The sequence below is a fragment of the uncultured Lactobacillus sp. genome, from assembly GCF_902491705.1.
In the GTDB taxonomy this organism is placed as follows: Bacteria; Bacillota; Bacilli; order Lactobacillales; family Lactobacillaceae; genus Lactobacillus.
The window spans coordinates 1-15,878 of record NZ_CABUIW010000055.1 but is presented as its reverse complement, the minus strand read 5'-3'; the positions used below and the strand labels follow the sequence as shown (position 1 = coordinate 15,878).

General features: G+C 37.1%; 17 protein-coding genes. 4 read left to right on the top strand and 13 right to left on the bottom strand.

What is annotated here, in order from left to right; genetic code table 11:
- Nucleotides 1-139: 139 nt before the first annotated feature.
- Nucleotides 140-1,141 (bottom strand): substrate-binding domain-containing protein, encoded by a 1,002-nt coding sequence (locus RDN22_RS09305; protein ID WP_308557729.1) that lies wholly within the window; start codon nucleotides 1,139-1,141, stop codon nucleotides 140-142.
- A gap of 147 nt (nucleotides 1,142-1,288) precedes the next feature.
- On the opposite strand from RDN22_RS09305, the gene RDN22_RS09300 reads away from it, so the two are divergent.
- Nucleotides 1,289-2,395 carry a Xaa-Pro peptidase family protein gene (locus RDN22_RS09300; protein WP_308557728.1) on the top strand — a complete coding sequence of 369 codons (1,107 nt, stop codon included), beginning with the start codon at nucleotides 1,289-1,291 and terminating at the stop codon, nucleotides 2,393-2,395.
- A gap of 49 nt (nucleotides 2,396-2,444) precedes the next feature.
- On the opposite strand, the gene RDN22_RS09295 is transcribed toward RDN22_RS09300, so the two are convergent.
- Together RDN22_RS09295 and RDN22_RS09290 are read right to left on the bottom strand one after the other, a co-directional pair.
- On the bottom strand, nucleotides 2,445-2,819 hold the full coding sequence (locus RDN22_RS09295; RefSeq protein WP_308557726.1) for a DUF1269 domain-containing family protein: 375 nt from the start codon (nucleotides 2,817-2,819) through the stop codon (nucleotides 2,445-2,447).
- Nucleotides 2,820-2,836: 17 nt separating this feature from the next.
- Entirely contained in the window at nucleotides 2,837-3,262 is a 426-nt protein-coding gene (locus RDN22_RS09290) for a DUF948 domain-containing protein (RefSeq protein ID WP_308557724.1), read from the bottom strand.
- A 108-nt stretch (nucleotides 3,263-3,370) separates the two neighbouring features.
- On the opposite strand from RDN22_RS09290, the gene RDN22_RS09285 reads away from it, so the two are divergent.
- Nucleotides 3,371-4,219, top strand: a complete 849-nt coding sequence (locus RDN22_RS09285) for a mechanosensitive ion channel family protein (protein WP_308557723.1) — start codon at nucleotides 3,371-3,373, stop codon at nucleotides 4,217-4,219.
- A 38-nt stretch (nucleotides 4,220-4,257) separates the two neighbouring features.
- On the opposite strand, the gene RDN22_RS09280 is transcribed toward RDN22_RS09285, so the two are convergent.
- Together RDN22_RS09280 and murI are read right to left on the bottom strand one after the other, a co-directional pair.
- On the bottom strand, nucleotides 4,258-4,878 hold the full coding sequence (locus RDN22_RS09280; protein WP_308557721.1) for an XTP/dITP diphosphatase: 621 nt from the start codon (nucleotides 4,876-4,878) through the stop codon (nucleotides 4,258-4,260).
- A complete protein-coding gene (gene murI, locus RDN22_RS09275; protein ID WP_308557719.1) occupies nucleotides 4,879-5,682 on the bottom strand; it encodes a glutamate racemase in 804 nt (267 codons plus the stop codon).
- A gap of 75 nt (nucleotides 5,683-5,757) precedes the next feature.
- Here murI and RDN22_RS09270 point away from each other — a divergent pair, with 75 nt between their 5' ends.
- Both RDN22_RS09270 and mscL read left to right on the top strand, forming a co-directional pair.
- Nucleotides 5,758-6,177: a YslB family protein gene (locus tag RDN22_RS09270; RefSeq protein ID WP_308557717.1), complete on the top strand. Its 420-nt coding sequence runs from the start codon at nucleotides 5,758-5,760 to the stop codon at nucleotides 6,175-6,177.
- A gap of 77 nt (nucleotides 6,178-6,254) precedes the next feature.
- Nucleotides 6,255-6,626 (top strand): large-conductance mechanosensitive channel protein MscL, encoded by a 372-nt coding sequence (gene mscL, locus RDN22_RS09265; RefSeq protein ID WP_308557715.1) that lies wholly within the window; start codon nucleotides 6,255-6,257, stop codon nucleotides 6,624-6,626.
- A 56-nt stretch (nucleotides 6,627-6,682) separates the two neighbouring features.
- On the opposite strand, the gene trxA is transcribed toward mscL, so the two are convergent.
- The 8 genes from trxA to RDN22_RS09225 form a co-directional block, all read right to left on the bottom strand.
- Nucleotides 6,683-6,994, bottom strand: coding sequence for a thioredoxin (gene trxA / locus RDN22_RS09260; protein ID WP_308557713.1), 312 nt, complete (start codon nucleotides 6,992-6,994; stop codon nucleotides 6,683-6,685).
- Nucleotides 6,995-7,072: 78 nt separating this feature from the next.
- A complete protein-coding gene (locus RDN22_RS09255) occupies nucleotides 7,073-9,430 on the bottom strand; it encodes an endonuclease MutS2 (protein ID WP_308557711.1) in 2,358 nt (785 codons plus the stop codon).
- Nucleotides 9,431-9,489: 59 nt separating this feature from the next.
- Nucleotides 9,490-9,801 (bottom strand): DUF1292 domain-containing protein, encoded by a 312-nt coding sequence (locus RDN22_RS09250; protein ID WP_013641531.1) that lies wholly within the window; start codon nucleotides 9,799-9,801, stop codon nucleotides 9,490-9,492.
- A 1-nt stretch (nucleotide 9,802) separates the two neighbouring features.
- Nucleotides 9,803-10,231, bottom strand: a complete 429-nt coding sequence (gene ruvX, locus RDN22_RS09245) for a Holliday junction resolvase RuvX (RefSeq protein WP_308557709.1) — start codon at nucleotides 10,229-10,231, stop codon at nucleotides 9,803-9,805.
- Nucleotides 10,231-10,488, bottom strand: a complete 258-nt coding sequence (locus RDN22_RS09240) for an IreB family regulatory phosphoprotein (protein WP_003549189.1) — start codon at nucleotides 10,486-10,488, stop codon at nucleotides 10,231-10,233. The genes ruvX and RDN22_RS09240 overlap by 1 nt, the downstream gene beginning before the upstream one ends.
- Nucleotides 10,489-10,548: 60 nt before the next feature.
- A complete protein-coding gene (gene alaS / locus RDN22_RS09235) occupies nucleotides 10,549-13,188 on the bottom strand; it encodes an alanine--tRNA ligase (RefSeq protein WP_308557706.1) in 2,640 nt (879 codons plus the stop codon).
- A gap of 240 nt (nucleotides 13,189-13,428) precedes the next feature.
- Entirely contained in the window at nucleotides 13,429-14,790 is a 1,362-nt protein-coding gene (locus RDN22_RS09230) for a DEAD/DEAH box helicase (RefSeq protein ID WP_308557704.1), read from the bottom strand.
- Nucleotides 14,783-15,739, bottom strand: coding sequence for a bifunctional oligoribonuclease/PAP phosphatase NrnA (locus RDN22_RS09225; protein WP_308557702.1), 957 nt, complete (start codon nucleotides 15,737-15,739; stop codon nucleotides 14,783-14,785). The genes RDN22_RS09230 and RDN22_RS09225 overlap by 8 nt, the downstream gene beginning before the upstream one ends.
- Nucleotides 15,740-15,878: the final 139 nt, after the last annotated feature.

The following is a 15,878-nucleotide window of genomic DNA, read 5'->3' as shown; positions in this document are numbered from 1 at the left end:
CAACGAAAAATAAATCGGCCCTCAAAAAACAATCAAGGACAATTATCTAAAAATATCAGGTCTAACCCTAGATGAGACTTGACTTTACGTAGAAAAAAAGACCAGTTTTTTCAAACTGGTCTTTTTAACTTGCTATCTTTTATTGATTTAAAGTACTTTGCTTCTTAACTAATTCATATGGCAATTCAATATGAGTATCGTCAACTTCTTCGTTATTCATCAACTTAGTAAGCATTCTCATAGCTACAGCCCCCATATCATAAAGTGGTTGCTTAATTGTAGTCAAAGCTGGACGAACAACAGAAGCTAATTGAGTAGCGCTAGCAGTAACAATTTCCAAATCTTCTGGAATCTTCTTACCTGCATCCATTGCAGAGTTCAAGATACCTACTGAAGAAATATCACGAGTTACGATTACACCATCAATGCCATCTTTAACAAGTTGAGGATATAAGTTGTAACCATCTGAGTAATCTTTAATGCCAGTGTAAATATGTGGCTCACCCAAATTGTTTTCCTTAATAAATTCTTCGTAAGCAGGAATTCTGTTTTCGCCATTAACTACAGCATCTTGGTCGCCAACCACAATAGCTAGATTTCTCTTGCCGTCATGCATAAGCAAATTCAATGCTTCTGTATCGGCTTTCTTGTAATCAATCGTAACTGAAGCAAATTCATCACGATTATCCTTAGTTCCTGCCAAAACTACTGGTGTTTCAGTACGCTTAAAGGCTTCCGCAGCTTCATCTGGCAAACGGTTTGACATGTAAATTACACCGTCAACTTGCTTATTAAGCAAACTTTGAATAACTTGATCTTCCTTCATCAAGCGGTTTTCAATACTGGTGATAATGATATTGTATTTGTACAAAAGTGCAATATCATCAATACCCTTTGATAATTCCGCAAAATATAAATTAGTTAAATCTGGAACGATTAAACCAACAGTAGTGGTACGCTTAGAAGCCAAGCCTTGTGCTACCGCATTTGGTTGGTAGTGAAGTCTCTTAATAACTTCTAATACACGATCACGGGTTTCTTTTCTAACATTATTATTTCCATTCACAACACGAGAAACAGTAGCCATTGAAACTTTTGCTTCTCTAGCAACATCATAAATAGTAACTTCTTGCTTATGCATCTTCATCTCAGTCCTTCCAAAAAAATCCTTCGCCCTAATAATGTATCATTATCTTGCACTAAGTGCAAACGTTTACAGCTTTTCTTTCATTTTTTCATTAATAAATCATGATATACTTGCACTAAACTTAAGAAAAGAGGAAAAGCTATGAACTTAGATAAATTACAACAATGGTTGCAAGATTCTGGCAACGACATCGCCTTTATCTCCAACCCAATTACCATCTCTTACTTCACCGGCTATTCAATGGACCCTCATGAACGAATCTTTGCTTTAGTCGTGTTTAAAGATGCAGAACCTTTTGTTTTCTGCCCTGCTTTAAACGTAGAAGAAGCAAAAGCTTCTGAATGGAACGGCGACGTAATCGGCTATCTTGATTCAGAAGATCCATGGAGTCTAATCGCAGATAATATTAAAAAGAGAACCCGCGACTTCCATAACTGGGCAATTGAAAAAGATGACTTGTCCGTTGCTCATTATCAACTTTTACGCGGAGAATTTCCAAATTCTAGCTTCACAAACGATGTATCACCTTTCATTGAAAGACTTCGTTTGTACAAGACTCCTGAAGAAATTAAAAAACTCCAGGGTGCTGGTGCAGAAGCTGACTTTGCCTTCAAGATTGGTTTTGATGCAATTAGAACTGGTGCTACTGAAAGAAGTATTGCTGGTCAAATTGACTACCAATTAAAGATTCAAAAAGGCGTAATGCACGAAAGTTTTGAAACTATCGTACAAGCTGGTAAAAATGCTGCCAACCCTCACCTTGGTCCAACTATGAATACTGTTCAACCTAACGAATTAGTATTGTTTGACTTAGGTACTATGCACGATGGCTATGCATCAGATTCAAGTAGAACTGTTGCTTACGGCACACCAAGTGATAAGCAACGTGAAATTTATGAAGTCGATCGCGAAGCTCAACAAGCAGCAATTGAAGCAGCTAAGCCCGGTATTACAGCTGAAGAACTCGACAGCGTTGCCCGCGACATTATTACTAAGGCAGGATATGGCGAATACTTTATTCACCGTTTAGGTCATGGTATTGGTAAAAATGTTCACGAATTCCCATCAATTGTTCAAGGTAACGATTTAGTAATTGAAGAAGGCATGTGCTTTTCAATTGAACCAGGTATTTACATCCCTGGTTTTGCTGGTGTCAGAATTGAAGATTGTGGTGTTGTCACCAAAGACGGCTTTAAGCCATTTACTCACACTGACAAGGACTTAAAGATCTTACCACTTAAAGATTAAGACAAAAATAAAAAAGGCCGATTTTATCGGCCTTTTTCTATCGATTTAATTAAGCTTCTGGCTTATCTTCATCTGCTGCATTATCAGTTTTTTCTTCTTCTGCGTTGTTTAAATCGTCAACAGATTCTTGAGCGTTGTCGCCTTCAGCAACATCGTCATCTTTATTCGAGTCATCAATTACGATATCATCAAAGTCTTTTAATTCTGAATCATCTTCAACATTCTTAGGGAATGATGCCAATTGATTCTTAACAATTTCAGTACCGTTATCGTATTTCTTCTTCAAATCTTGAAGCTTGTCGTTATCTTTAATTTTGTTCTTAACGTCATCAACTTGTTCGTCACTAACAAGAAGTGAACCTGCGAGAAAACCTGCTGCACATCCTGCAACGGCACCTAATACAAAACTTGCGAATTTTTTCATGGTGAATTCCTCCTTTATTAATTTTCACCTCTGCGACGCTTGCGTCTTGCAAATGCCGTCGCAGCTATTGAAGAAACAAGACCAGCATGGCTAAAATGATTGCTGCTAAAGCGTTTAGCGATCTTCTTGGATGAATCGTTTAATTCTGATACGCTTTCGCCTAAATCTGCAGCAGCTTGAACTACTGGATCTAACGTCTTCATTTTACCATTAACATCGACCATAAGATCATTAGTTTTATCTAGCAAATCATTTGTTTGATCCATTAAACCATCCATATCTTCAGTCATCTTTTTTAATGACTCATTAGTTGTTTGGATAGTTGCACTGGTTTCTTTTAGTAATTTTGCGGTCCGAGTAAGCATCGGAATTGTAAACAACACTAAAATTAAGAAAGCGATAGCTGCAATTAATCCAGCTAAAGCACCATAAGAAATTGTCATCTTTTACCTCCATATTACCTAAGAAAAAGTCTAGCATGAAAATGCTTTATTCTCAATCCATGTATTGTTATTATTTATTAAACCATAACTATAATGAAAGGGTCGTATATGAAGCTTCCATCACAATTAAATATTCAAAAAATAGAAATAGATTGGGGAAAAATTAGTCAAAATTTGCTTTCTACCATTTGGCAATTAGCAATTACGACTTTAATCTTTTATCTATTATCTCACTTTGGTCATAAATTAATTAACAATTATTTAGCCAAACACAATACTATTAAAAATAAGCGTTCTAAAACAATCACTGCCTTAATTAACAGCGTTTTTCAATACACTATCATTTTCTTTTACTTATTTGGAATTTTATCTATCTTAGGGGTTCCTGTTGGTACTCTTCTTGCCAGTGCCGGGATCTTCTCTTTAGCTTTAGGTATGGGAGCACAGGGCTTTGTCAGTGATTTAGTCAACGGTTTCTTTATTTTGAGTGAAGATCAATTCGATGTTGGTGACCTAGTTCAAATCGGCACTAATGTTGGTACTGTTGTTCAATTGGGGCTTAGAACTACAAGGCTAAAAGGAGCAGATGGTTCAATCATCTACATCCCTAACCGCAATATCACTATTGTCCAAAACCTTGCTCACGGCGGCGTCGGACTAGATATTAACTTAGATTTATCTACCAAAAATGATCTTGATGAAGTGAACAGGCTAATCAAAGAATGTAACCGCACTATTCAACCTGAAAAAAAGACAATCGTTCAAGGTCCAACCATTGTCGGAATTACCGAACAAACAGGACAAAAGTTTGTTTACAACATTCACTTCCAAGTTAAGCCTGGTAAAAGCAGTGCAGTTAAAAATTTATATTTAACTAAATATATTGAAACCTTGCAGAAAAATGGCATCGAATTTGCAAATGTGCCTACTCAAACAACCACAAGTATAACCAAGTAAAAAAGCTAGTAATCAAATTGATTACTAACTTTTTTTAATTATTCAAATTGTTCAAGCCAAGCTGGCAATTCTTTAAGCAATTCTCTTACAGCATTACCACGGTGAGAAATTTCATTTTTTTCATCAGTTGTCATTTGAGCAAATGTTTTGTTCTTTTCTGGTACAAAGAACAATGGATCATAGCCAAAGCCATCGTTGCCTCTTGGTGCAGCCAAGATACGACCAGAACAAGTACCTGATACAACTAAATCCTTATCAAATTCTCCTGGCATTGAAACTACAATTGTCGTCCAAAACTTTGCAGTTCTTTTTTCATTAGGAATACCACCTAAATTTGCCAAAAGCTTTGCGTTATTCTTCGCATCATTATGAGCTTCTCCAGCATAACGCGCACTTCTTACACCAGGTTCACCATTCAATGCATCAACAATTAATCCAGAATCATCAGCGATCGTAGGAAGTTTGCTATAATCAGCTAATTCATGGGCTTTAATCTTCGCATTAGCTTCAAAAGTATGACCACTTTCAATTGGATGTGGCGGATTATCTAAATCAGCATTGGTTTTAATTTCTACGTCAACACCAGCAGTTTTAAAAGCTTCTTTTAATTCTCTAGCTTTTCCTTTATTGCTAGTCGCAAATAAAATTTCTTTCACCATTTAATAATTCTCCGTATCTACATGCTTAGAAGTCAAAGTATCATCATTCATAAATCTGCGAGCTAATTTATCAAATGTTTCTGCATTGCCTGTTGTGTAATACTCATGAGTTGGCTTTTGATGGTCACTAAATAAACCATCGCGGCGCATTACATTAAAAGTATATTGGGCAACTTGATCAGCAGGATCAAGGATATTTACATTTTTATCATTGATTGCTTCTTCAAACTCTTTTTTAATTAATGGATAATGCGTGCATCCCAAAACCAAAGTATCAAAATCTTTACCCTTTAAAGGTGCCAAACTTTCTTTGACTACTTCCAAGTTAGTTGCATAATCCTTTTGTGCTTCAACTAAAGGTGCCAATTTAGGCGCAGCTAATTCTGTTACTTTAATTTCTGGATCTCTAAACTTAATTTGTTTTTGATATGCATGTGAGTTAACAGTCACGTTAGTAGCAACAACTGCCACTTTTTTATTCTTAGTGGCTCTAGCTGCAGCTAAAGCTCCTGACTGAATAACACCAATAATTTGCTGCTCAACTTCTTTTTGCATTGTGTCCATTGCTGCAGCAGTTGCAGTATTGCAAGCAATGATAATTAATTTTACATCTTTTTCAAGCAAGAATTTAACAGACTTACGTGTTAAATTAATAATAGCTTCTTTAGTTTTATTGCCGTATGGCATATGAGCATTATCACCAATAAAAACGGTGGATTCGTTGGGTAATTTTTCAATTACTTTTTTGACAACAGACAGGCCACCAAACCCTGAATCTAGTAATCCGATTGGACGATTATCCATATAAAAACCCCTCATTAAGAAAAAATTATTTTCTACTCCTACTAGTTTACGGTAAAATAAAAAAGAATAAAAGGGATGAACAAGTTTATGACAGAAAATACAGAACACGCTAACGAACACGTATATTTTATTAATCAACTTTACCGCGATTTTCTTTTGCCAACCATTCTAGGCGACGATAATGCGCCAATTCTCTACTGGGCTGGCAAAAGAATTGCACGGCATTATGATTTAGCCGATTTCGACGATTTAGTTGATTTCTTTAACATGGCTGAATTTGGCAAGCTTGAAAAGACCAAAGAAAGACGCTCCTCTACTACTTTTGAATTAAGTGGACAAACAGTAGAAGATCGTTTAAGCAGTGACAGTAAAGAATTTTCACTTGAAAGTGGCATGATTGCAGAAGCAGTTCAAAAGGCTACTGGGAGAACTACCGAAAGTGAAATCAATATTTTGCCTAAAGAAAAGAAAGTTGAAATTACTGCCCGGTTTTAATAATAGACTATAAATTAAGCATCCTATATACTTAAAATATAAACATTCAACTAGATATAGATATAGGAGTGAATAAGATGCTTAAAGAATTTAAACAGTTTATTGCCCGCGGGAATGTAATTGATCTAGCAGTTGGTGTAATTATCGGTGCAGCTTTCACAGCCATTGTGCAATCACTTGTTACGAATTTGATCAATCCTTTAATTGGATTATTTATTGGTAAGATTGATCTTTCCAATTTAGTTCTTCAAGTTGGGGATGCCAAATTCAAATATGGTAGTTTCTTAAACTCAGTAATTAACTTCCTGATTATTGCCTTTGTTGTATTTCTTATCGTTAAAGCCGTTAACAAATTTACTAAAAAAGAGGAAAAAGAAGAACCTGCTGCACCAACTGAAGCAGATTACTTAAAAGAAATTCGTGATTTGCTTAAAGAAAAAGAAGTTTAAATACTAAAAAAGCTTGAGACGTGTGTCTCAAGCTTTTTTATATTTCATATTTATTATTAATCAGTGTATTGATCCAAAATTTGGTTTAACTTTTCCTTTGGAGTGTAACCAGTAATTCTGTCAACAATGTTGCCGTCCTTTTTAACAATTAAAGTTGGGATAGCCATAATACCAAGATTCTTAGCAGTATCTTGGTTTTGATCTACATCCATCTTGTAGAAGTTAACATCTTGACGTTCTTCTGACAATTGTTCAATTACTGGTGATTGCATCTTACATGGACCACACCAAGTTGCCCAAAAGTCAACTAAAGCAACACCGTTATTAGTTTCTTCATCGAAGTTTTGATCGTTAATTGCATCAACCATAATATTTACCTCACAAAATCAAATTAAATTTTATATTATTAGTATATTCATTTTACTTACTTTTTGCAAGTAGATTGCTTACTTTAATTCAACAATCGTTGCTCCATTACCACCTTCATTGGCAGGTGCATAATTAAAGTTCTTTACGTGCTTGCTATTACGTAAGTATTGCCATACACCTTTACGAATCGCACCAGTACCAATTCCGTGAATAATAGTTACTGTACCAAGGCCAGCTAATAAAACAGAATCGATATAACGGTCAAGATTAGTCATCGCTTCATCATAGCGCTGACCACGTAAATCTAATTCACTGTGAGCATTACTTCTTCTAACAGCACTAGTTGCTCTAACCATTCGCTTAGGTTTAGCAGATGCATTATTTTCAATTCGCTCAATATCACGATCGCTTACTTTTACCTTAATAATTCCCATCTGAACTTCGTATTCATGTTCAGAAAGCTTCTTGGTAATTGTCCCAGTTTGACCATATGAGAGGACTTTTACACGGTCACCTACATTTACATGGTGGCGACGCTTTTCACGCTGTAAGACCTTATTATGGGCCAAATTATTAGCCTGACGTTCAAGACTGTTTAATTCACCCTTAGCTTCAATAATCTTGTTTTCTTTTACGCCAGCATTCTTTTGCTTTTCAAGCTGTTCAATAATTTCATCAGCTTTCTTGCGTCGCTTAGCAATGATTTCATTAGCTCGCTCTTGAGCAAAATCAAGTTGCTTTTGGACACGTTGATTGTACCAATCAAGCGCCTGTTGCAACTTTTGTTCCAACTTTTGACTGCGATCCAAGCTGGTTTCCAAACGATTACGGGCAGCAGTTGCGGCCTTAGTTTGAGCATTTAACTTAGAAATCATCTTGTTAATGTCTGAGTCTTCATCTGACATTAAATTCTGCGCGTTTTTTACTACATCTTCACGCATTCCTAATCTACGAGCAATGGCAAAAGCATTACTGTGGCCTGGAATACCAATTTGCAAATGGTAAGTTGGAGACAATGTCTTCAAATCAAATTCCATTGACGCATTTGTTGTACGTGGGCGATTATAGCCATAAAGCTTTAATTCAGGATAGTGCGTAGTAACCATGATCTTAGCATCTTTTTTACGCAAAAAGTCCAAGATACTAATAGCTAAGCTGGCACCTTCTTCTGGGTCAGTACCTGCTCCAATTTCATCAATTAAAACCAAAGTTTCTTTATTCACGTTTTTCATAATGGCTACAATGTCATTGATGTGAGACGAGAATGTACTTAATGATTGCTCAATTGACTGTTCATCCCCAATATCGGCAAATACTTCTTCAAATACGCCGACTTTGCTGCCTTCTTCAGCTGGAATGAACAAACCAGATTGTGCCATTAACTGGAGCAAACCTGCTGTTTTCAGCGTAATAGTTTTACCACCTGTATTAGGTCCAGTTATCAGCATCGTATCAAAATCATCGCCTAAGCGAATATCATTTGGCACAACCTTTTCAGGATCAATTAATGGGTGGCGTGCATTACGCAAATTAAGAGAATGATCCTTAGTTAAAACCGGCTCAGTTGCTTTCATAGTTTGAGCTAATTTAGCCTTAGCTTGCAAAAAGTCGAGCCGAGTCAAAGCTGTAGCAATATTATTTAAGCTGTCAATTTCTTCTCTAGCCAGATTAGACAAATGCTTTAAAATATTGCGAATCTCTTGCTTTTCTTGAGCAATCAAATTTTGCTGACGGTTATTTAAGTTTAATACGGCTTCTGGTTCAATAAACAAAGTTTGACCACTGGCACTTTGATCGTGAACCACCCCACCAAATTTTGCTCGATATTCTTGCTTAACAGGGATAACATAGCGATCATCACGAATAGTCACGATTTGTTCAGACAAGTACTTGCTACTATTTCCTTTAGTGTAAGCATTCATCTTATCCTTGATCTCTTCTTCATTGCTTGCAATATCGTGGCGCAAACGTGCCAAAGCACTTGAAGCCGTATCAAGTACTTCACCATCATAATCAAGAGATTTTTTCAATTCTTTAAAAAGAAGATCTGGTACATCTAATTGATCCAAAATTGAATCAATTGCTGTTAAATTGATTTTTTCATTATCAATATCTTCTAGAAAACTATTAATTTCATTAGCCAAGCTTAAAACAAGCAATAAGTTACCCAATTCTTTGGCATTTAAATTGGCTTTTACACCCAAGCGCTTAGTGCTTGGACGAACATCCTTAAAGTCAGTTAAAGGAAGTTGACCTTTAACTCTAAGCAAATCAGCTAATGCTAAAGTTTGTTTTAATTCAATTTGTACTTGGTCAAAATCACCACTTGGCACTAGTTTCTCAGCTTCAGTTTTAGCTGGTTCAGTAATAGCTAGTTCACTTAATCGTTTGGTAATTTCGCCAAATTCTAAAATTTTTAAAATCTTTTTATTCATAGCTATTTATTTTTCTTCAAACTAACAAAAAGGACCAGCCACAGCTAGTCCTTTTTTATTTACTTACCACTCAAGCGGTCATCGTCTAAGAAAGTATTTAAAACTCCTTGAACCATGTCCCACTCATCATCAGATTCGATTTCATGCAAATCACTGCTTGTTACATCTCCTGCATCATCTGCATCGTAACTAAAAGCTTGCACTTCAATGTCTTCATCATCGCCAACAGCGGCTGGATAAAGAAGCACGTATGATTTGTCATAATCATCAGAATGAAAAGTAAATAATACTTCATACAATTCTTCATTACCTTGATCGTCGATTAAGGTAATTTGACGATCTTCATCGTCACCATTAACTTGTGCTGCCATGTTAATCCTTTCGGTGTAAATCTAAATAATTTTGCAAGATGAGCACCGCTGCCATCTGATCAATCACTTGTTTACGTTTCTTACGGTCATGAATACCAGCATCTTCTACAAGTACTCGCCGTGATTCAATTGTTGTTAATCTTTCATCAGAATAATGCACAGGTAATCCAAACTTTTCTTCCAGTCGTTTACCATATGCCTTACTTCGTGCAACTGAAGATCCTGAAGTCCCATCCATATTCTTAGGTAAACCCAATACAAATCCATCAGGATTATATTGTCTTACCAATTTCTTTAAGGGACGCATACCAAAATTATATTTGGTTTCATCAATTTGAATAGTTTCTAATTTTTGTGCAGTAATGCCTAGCTCATCGCTAACAGCAACTCCTACGGTTTTAGAACCTACATCTAGACCTATTAATCGCATTATTTATTCTTACCAAGATAACTCTTAACAAGTTCTTCAATAATTTCGTCACGTTCGTGCTTAAGAATTAAATTGCGGGCATCGTTATGCCGTGGAATATAAGCAGGATCGCCAGAAAGTAAGTAACCTACAATCTGGTTAATAGGATTATAGCCCTTTTCTTCAAGCGCATTGTAAACATCTTGCAGAGTATCATAAACATTTTTTCCTTTATTCTGGTTAAAGTCAAAATGCATAGTCTTATCTAGCGAACTCATATTTATTCCTCCTGTCAACAATTTTACTTGAAAAAAAGCTCAAACACAATTAATTAATGCTTAGTTCTTAGAAATTTCGTCAATAACAGCTTTAATAGCGTCATTCAAACCTTCTGGTTTCTTACCACCGGCTTGGGCCATGTTTGGACGACCACCACCGCCACCACCAAAGATTGGGGCAGCAATCTTGATCAAATCGCCGGCCTTAAGGCCCTTGTCTAATGCCTTTTGGTCTAAGCTAATGATCATGTTAGCCTTGCCATCGTTATTAGCAGCTAATACCAAAACATCTGACTTGTTGCTGCTCTTCCAGTTATCGGCAAGTTCACGCAAGTCGTTCATGTTGTTTACGTCGGCAATAGCTGAGATTACAGTCAAATCGCCAGCTTGTTTTACATCGTCAAAGATTTGACCAGCCTTAGCTTGGTTAATCTTCTTGTTCAAAGCTTCAACTTGCTTTTGGCTATCATGAAGGTCACTTTCAAGTGAGTCAATCTTATCAATAATATTATCTGGTTTAGTTGCCTTAACATCTTCTTGAATTTCATCAAGCAAGGTTGAACGGTTTGCTAAGTATTCGTAAGCCTTCTTTGAAGTTACAGCTTCAATTCTACGCATACCTGCACCAACAGCTGATTCAGAAGTAATCTTGAAGATACCAATTTGGTTAGTGTTGTCTACGTGAGTACCACCACAGAATTCTGATGAGAAGTCGCCCATTTGTACAACACGAACCTTGTCACCGTACTTGCCGTTGAACAATGCTAAGGCACCCATCTTTTCACCTTCTTCAGGTGTAGTGATAGTAGTCTTAACTTGAATAGCTTCCCAAATCTTTTGGTTTACTAATTCTTCAACAGTCTTGATTTCACGTGGAGTCATTGGTTCCATAGCAGTGAAGTCAAATCTCAAGTAGTCAGGATCAACTAATGAACCTGCTTGGTGAGTATGTTCACCTAAAACTTCACGAAGTGCTGCGTGAAGAAGGTGAGTAGCTGAGTGAGAGTGACGAAGTCCTTCACGACGTTCCTTATCAAGCTTCAATACATATTCTTGACCTTTTTCCATTGGCAAAATAAGGTCAACAAAGTGTAAGTTTTGGTCGTTTGGTGCGTGTTGAACGTCAGTAACCTTAGCTACAAGTTCGCCATCTTGGTTATAAATGTCACCGTGGTCGGCAACTTGACCACCACGTTCTGCGTAGAATGGGGTCTTGTCAAATACTAAAGTTGCGTGTTCACCATCAGCCTTGTCAACTAACTTATCGTCAACAACGATATCAAGCAACTTAGCATGTGGTTCTTCGTAAGTATCACGTTCAAATACTGACTTGTCCTTAATGTTCATCAAGGTTACGTCTTGACGACCCATTGATTGAAGATCACCACGAGCCTTACGTGCACGGTCTTTTTGAGCTTGCATTTCAGCATCGAAGCCCTTCTTATCAACTTTAAGACCAGCATCTTGAGCTGATTCAAAAGTTAATTCGTATGGGAAGCCGTAAGTATCAAACATCTTGAAGGCATCTTTACCTGAGATAGTCTTGTCTTTTGAGTTCTTTGCCTTATCGATCAAGTCATCAAGCAAAGTTAAACCAGTATCAAGAGTTGATTGGAATCTTTCTTCTTCGTTTTGAATTACGTTTTCAATAAAGCCACGTTGGTCCATTACTTCTGGGTAGTGACTTTCCATAATCTTACCTACAACCGGAACAAGCTTGTAAAGGAAAGCACCCTTAATGCCCAAACGTTGACCATTTAAGTCAGCACGACGAATCAAACGACGTAAAACATAACCACGACCTGAGTTTGATGGAAGAGCACCGTCAGCAATAGCAAAACTTACAGCACGAACGTGGTCGGCAATAATCTTGAATGCAGTAGTATCTTCTTTATTTTCACCGTACTTCTTGCCGTCAGTCATTTCTTCAGTAGCGTGAATAATTGGCAAGAACAAGTCAGTTTCAAAGTTAGTTGGAGCATCTTGCAAAATTGAAAGTACACGTTCAAGACCCATACCAGTATCGATGTTCTTGTGTGGTTGATCAACGTATTTACCGTTTGGCAAGTGGTTGTATTGTGAAAATACGATGTTCCAAATTTCAAGGTAACGTGCATTTTCACCACCAGGGAAGTTTTCTGGGTCATCTTCAGCTACGTCGTTGTTTTCTTGACCACGGTCGTAGAAGATTTCAGTATCAGGACCACAAGGACCTTCACCAATATCCCAGAAGTTGTCTTCAAGCTTTACGATATGGTCTGCTGGCATCCCTGCCTTTACCCAAACCTTGAATGAATCTTCATCTTTTGGATAAACAGTACAGTACAACTTTTCCTTTGGTAAACCTAACCACTTAGGACTAGTTAAGAATTCCCATGCCCATGGAATAGCTTCATCTCTGAAGTAGTCACCTACTGAGAAGTTACCAAGCATTTCAAAGAAAGTTTGGTGACGTGCAGTCTTACCAACGTTTTCAATATCGTTAGTTCTGATAGATTTTTGTGAAGAAGTAATTCTGTGGTTCTTTGGTACAACTGAACCATCGAAATATTTCTTCATTGTGGCAACACCAGAGTTAATCCACAAAAGAGTTGGATCATCTTGTGGAATAAGTGATGCACTTGGCATAATCATGTGACCATGTTCTTTGAAGAAGTCTAAGAACATTTGACGAAACTCTGAACTATTTAGTTTCTTCATCAATAATTTCTCCCTAAAACAAATAAAAAACACCATTGCAGTTATTCAAGGACGCTCCGCGCGCGGTACCACCTTGATTGCAACAGTGTTTGTTACCTCTTAATATTCTTAATTATTAAACTTAAAGGAGCATTCTTTGATCATTACTAAGCCTTCTCATCCTTCGACTCTCTCTTTGAAATAATTAATCAAAAAACATATCTTAAGCTGAAAATAATTGTACTACAAAATTAACGTCTGTCAACGTCCTTGTTCGCGACGTCTCTTTCTTAAGCGTTTAGCCTTTCTAATTTCATGACGTTGTTCTAGCTTACGCTTTTGGCGATTGTCTTCTTGAATTGCACGCTTGATCTTCTTCTTGTAGCCTGGCTTACGCTTTCTCTTTTCTTTTTTAACGTAACCAACTAACTTAGTATCAAGCTTGCGGTTTTTACCTTGACGATTTTCACGACTGCGGTAGTGCTTACGTGGAACAAGTTCACCGTTTTTAATTTCAACGAAGTCAAAATGAACACCCATCTTTTCAAGGTCTTCAATTCGATCCATTTCTTCTTCGCGAATCAAAGTAATAGCATGACCTGACAATCCATTTCGACCAGTTCTACCAATTCGGTGAATTACAAATTCAATCTCTCGTGGAATTTCATAGTTAATAACTAAGCTAACACCATCAATATCAAGACCTCTTGCTGCTAAATCAGAAGCAACAACATATTGATATTGACCTTGTTCCACTTGGCGAAGAGTACGTTTTCTTTCTCTTTCGGTAACTCCGCCGTGAATCTTAGCTACCTTCAAGCCTTGATCTTGCAAGTATCTAGTTAATTCATCCACAGTTTGCTTAGTATTAGCGAAAACTAAAGCTAAATATGGTTGTCCCATCGTCAATAACTTGTATAAAACGCTCTTACGATTCTTAGAACCAATGTCTAACAAATCATTTTTAATCGTAGGTGCGATTACACTTGGGTTATCAATGACGATTTGGTCAGGGTGTGCCATATATTTACGCAAGAAGTTGGATAATTTAACTGGAATTGTAGCTGAAAAGGCTGCAATTTGAACATCCTTAGGCATCTTAGCTGCCACTTGATCAATATCTGACAAAAAGCCCATGTCTAGTGTCATATCAGCTTCGTCAATAACAAAAGTTTTTACTCGATCTACTGCAAAAACTTTCTTTTGAACAAAGTCTAATAATCGACCAGGTGTAGCAATTACTAATTGTGGCGTATTGTTTTGATACTTTTCAAGTTGACGTTCTCTATCAGTACCACCTGCTAAGTGTGCAATTGAAAAGTTCATTCCTGAAGCTTTTCTAAGTTCACGCGCTACTTGGTAAAGTTGGTCAGCAAGTTCTCGACTAGGCAAAGTAATAATTGCTTGAACTGCATGAACATCTTCTTCAATTTCATTAAAAATTGGTACCAAATAAGCATGCGTTTTACCTGATCCTGTGGCAGCTTGAACTACTACGCTTAGACCAGAAAGCATTGCGGGAATAACTTTTTCCTGCACCTTAGTTGGCTTTTCAAAGTGGATCTTCTTTAAGCCATCTTGCAGAGCTGGCTTAATTCTGGAATCTTCAAAAATATTATTCATGATCTTCTTTATACTTCTTAGTTACTTCAACGACTTCAGCAAAGACTTGCTTTACTTCGTCCATATCCTTAGCGTTAGCACCACTAGCTAATGCGTGACCACCACCATCATGTTTTGCGGCAAGTTCATTAATAACTGGGCCCTTTGAACGGTAATGTACACGGTAAGTGCCATCTGGCTTTTCTACAAAGACGTTCCAAGCTAAAACATCCTTAATACGGCCTGGAGTAGATACTGCTACATTAGCTTGATCATCAGTTAAACCTAACTTCTTAAGGTCATCTTGGGTGATGATAGTGTATGCTGCACCAACTGGATCAATTTCCATCTTGTCCATTGCTAATGCTTGAAGCTTAGCTTCATCAAAAGTTACGTCGGCAATGTTTCTAGCAATTTCAGTAATATTGATACCAGTTGCAGCAAGTTGAGCAGCTACCTTAAAGGTATGTTCTGAAGTTTCAGGGTACATGAAGCGGCCAGTATCACCTACGATTCCGGCATAAAGTGGGTAAGCAACTTCCTTAGTAATCTTAAAGTCTTCTGCGTTTAAGAAGTCTACGATAATTTGGCAAGCTGCAGGAGCATCTGGATCAACATAACTCATATCTGCATAAGGATCTACATCTGGGTGGTGGTCGATTTTAATCAAAAAGTCACCCTTGTTGTAAAGCTTGTTAGAAATTCTTGGTGTATTAGCAGTATCAGTAGTGATTACCAATGCACCTTCGTAGTCAGTTGCCTTAACTTGGTCCATGTGGTTAATCCATGCAAGGTCGCCTTCGTCATTTTCACCAGCACAAAGAACACGCTTTTCTGGGAATTTTTCCATAATTGCACGAGCAAGTCCAGCTTGTGAGCCAATTGCATCTGGGTCTGGACTAGTGTGACGGTGCAAGATAATAGTTGGATATTGCAAGATTTTTTCGTAAATGTCATCAAAACTACTCATTTTATTTTCCTCATCTTCTAAAAAATATCTGTATCTAGTTTAACAGAAAAAAGTGTATGGTTAATAATCGAACTGAAGTGAGACCCAAAAGTTAGACACTTTTGGGTCTTTTATTATGACTAAATTTAATAAAGAACAA